The organism is Frisingicoccus sp., from assembly GCA_016298055.1.
Classification (GTDB): domain Bacteria; phylum Bacillota; class Clostridia; order Lachnospirales; family Lachnospiraceae; genus Frisingicoccus.
Window position 1 is genome coordinate 1 of the sequence record JAEDDO010000249.1, and the last position, 2,329, is coordinate 2,329.

The following is a 2,329-nucleotide window of genomic DNA, read 5'->3' on the forward strand; positions in this document are numbered from 1 at the left end:
AAAAAAAATCGGTCTTTCACGAAAGATATACGTATATATAGATAGAAAGAAATACAGAGAGGTGAATGAATATGAGTAATATTACAATGCAGAATCAGTCTTCAACGATCGATGGATTTTTCACAAATCCTTTATTAAAAAAATTAAGTAAGGTGGATGAGAGAACGGAAGAATGTGCAACCTATAAAGGTATTGTTATAAAATGTTTTTATTTTATAGCTGTCATTTTTGCTGGGTTTATCGCACAGGCATTTCTCAATATTATTTATCCACTTGTGGGTATACCGGGAACGACGGAGGTTGATGTGCCGACGGAGGCTGCCATTCCATTTTTCGTAGCCCTTGCATTTTTTGTTATTGTTCCTTTTGTTGCATTTTTAGTGCGCAGAGCGATACCTGTTTTAGGTACATTGTACTGTTTAGGTACCGGTTATATATTAGGTTTTATTGCTTCGTCAATCGTTGATTACAGAACAATCCTTCTCATAGCTGTCGTTATTACAATGGCGATTGTTGCGGCGATGTGCGTGTTGTATGCAAGCGGGATTGTAAAAGTGACGAAAAAATTTCGGACAGTGGTTTTGACTCTGCTGCTTGCTTCTATACTGATGAGCGGGATTGTGTGCGTATGTGCATTTATTCCGGGGCTCAGAGAAGTGGCTTTATTCTTTCAGAACAATACGATTCTTGGTATTTTAGGATCTGTTGCCGGCATTATTATCGCTTCCTTATTTCTTCTGGCAGATTTTAACACGGTTCAATATATTGTTGAAAATGGACTTCCAAAGAAATATGAATGGATTGCAGCTTTCGGACTCGTATTTACGATTGTTTGGATTTATTTTAAAGTGCTTGATTTACTGGCACGGGCAAAGAATAACAATAATAAATAATGTGACACGTATAAAAAAAGAAAGAACCCGATGGATTTGGACGGGTTCTTTCTGCTTTTTCTAGAGAATGCCGACAATTGCCAGTAAAATGATTGCGGCACCAAGGACAATACGATACCAGCCGAATACCTTGAAATCATGTTTTTTAATATAGCTCATCAAGAATTTGATGACAAAAACAGATACAAGAAAGGCAATGACCATGCCGAGAAGGAGTGCAAAGAGTTCCGCACCTGTAAAGTTAAATCCGAATTTGACAAGTTTAAAGAGACTTGCTCCGATCATGGTCGGAACAGCTAAAAAGAAAGTGAATTCTGCTGCTGCCACACGGGATACGCCGATCAGCAAAGCACCGATAATTGTCGCTCCCGAGCGGGACGTACCTGGAATGAGAGAGAGTATCTGAAAGGCACCGATGATAAAGGCTGTTTTAAAGCTGATATCTGTAAGAGTATTTGTTACAGGTGTTCTTTTTTTATTCCAGTCTTCAATGATGATAAAAAGAATACCATAGATGATCAGCATGGCAGCAATAATGATTGGCTTATGAAGGTGTTCTTCGAGAAAATCGTCAAATAAAATACCCATAACAGCCGATGGAACACAGGCAAAGGCAACTTTAAACCACAAGATGAAAGTGTCGGTTTTTATGACAGATCGGGATTTGTCTTTGAACTGAAACGGAAACATTTTATTCCAGAACAGGACAATGACGGCAATAATGGCTCCGAGCTGAATAACAACAAAAAACATTTCTTTGAATGCATCACTCATGTTCAGTGAAATAAATTCATCGACGAGCAGCATATGCCCGGTACTGCTTATTGGCAGCCATTCGGTAACGCCTTCGACAATTCCGAGAAAAATTATTTTTAATATCTCTGCAAAATTTAGTAACATGATGTTTAACCTCCTTTTTTAAGGTGACCATAAGATAGATCTATGGACACCAAAATAGTATAGTCGGTCAGAAGAATATTATCAAGTATAAATTTGAAAGTGTGACTATGGACCGCACGGGAAATATATATATTGACAGGAGATTGGGTTTATGATAGTTTATTATTAATGTCGGTCATGAAGGCTGATGATGTGATGGAATATGCAAAACCACGAAGGTTTGGATTTTATAATGCAAATTTTCGTGGTTTTTTCTGTTAAAAAATAAACGAACAGATTTGCTGACATTACGGATTAAAGGAGACGAATGATGAAAAAACAAATGGTATCGCTGCTTCTTGGTACAGCTATGATTTTAGGATTAATGACAGGCTGTGGCGGAACAGGGAAAAAAACACATACAGCTAGTTTGACACAGACAGAAACGGCAGGAGAATCGGAAGTTAAGGATGAAGTGATTATATCGATTTCAAGCGAACCTGATTCACTGGACCCCTGTATGGGATGGGGGCATGGAACGACGCCTCTTGTGCAGA

The 2,329-nt window shown here is 38.3% G+C and carries 2 protein-coding genes and 1 pseudogene; 2 read left to right on the forward strand and 1 reads right to left on the reverse strand.

The window, feature by feature from the left end; translation table 11 throughout:
- The first annotated feature begins 71 nt into the window (after nt 1-71).
- Nucleotides 72-893 carry a Bax inhibitor-1/YccA family membrane protein gene (locus tag QZZ35_RS11205; RefSeq protein WP_291237480.1) on the forward strand — a complete coding sequence of 274 codons (822 nt, stop codon included), beginning with the start codon at nt 72-74 and terminating at the stop codon, nt 891-893.
- A gap of 60 nt (nt 894-953) precedes the next feature.
- On the opposite strand, the gene QZZ35_RS11210 is transcribed toward QZZ35_RS11205, so the two are convergent.
- Nucleotides 954-1,793 (reverse strand): undecaprenyl-diphosphate phosphatase, encoded by an 840-nt coding sequence (locus QZZ35_RS11210; RefSeq protein WP_291237481.1) that lies wholly within the window; start codon nt 1,791-1,793, stop codon nt 954-956.
- Nucleotides 1,794-2,103: 310 nt separating this feature from the next.
- Between QZZ35_RS11210 and QZZ35_RS11215 the strand changes: the two are divergent.
- Nucleotides 2,104-2,329 (forward strand): annotated as a pseudogene (locus QZZ35_RS11215) (ABC transporter substrate-binding protein); the annotation flags it as partial.

Bases quoted from the DNA above. Each gene is read 5' to 3' on its own strand.
- QZZ35_RS11205 (WP_291237480.1), top strand. From the start codon at position 72: ATGAGTAATATTACAATGCAGAATCAGTCTTCAACGATCGATGGATTT.
- QZZ35_RS11210 (WP_291237481.1), bottom strand. From the start codon at position 1,793: ATGTTACTAAATTTTGCAGAGATATTAAAAATAATTTTTCTCGGAATT.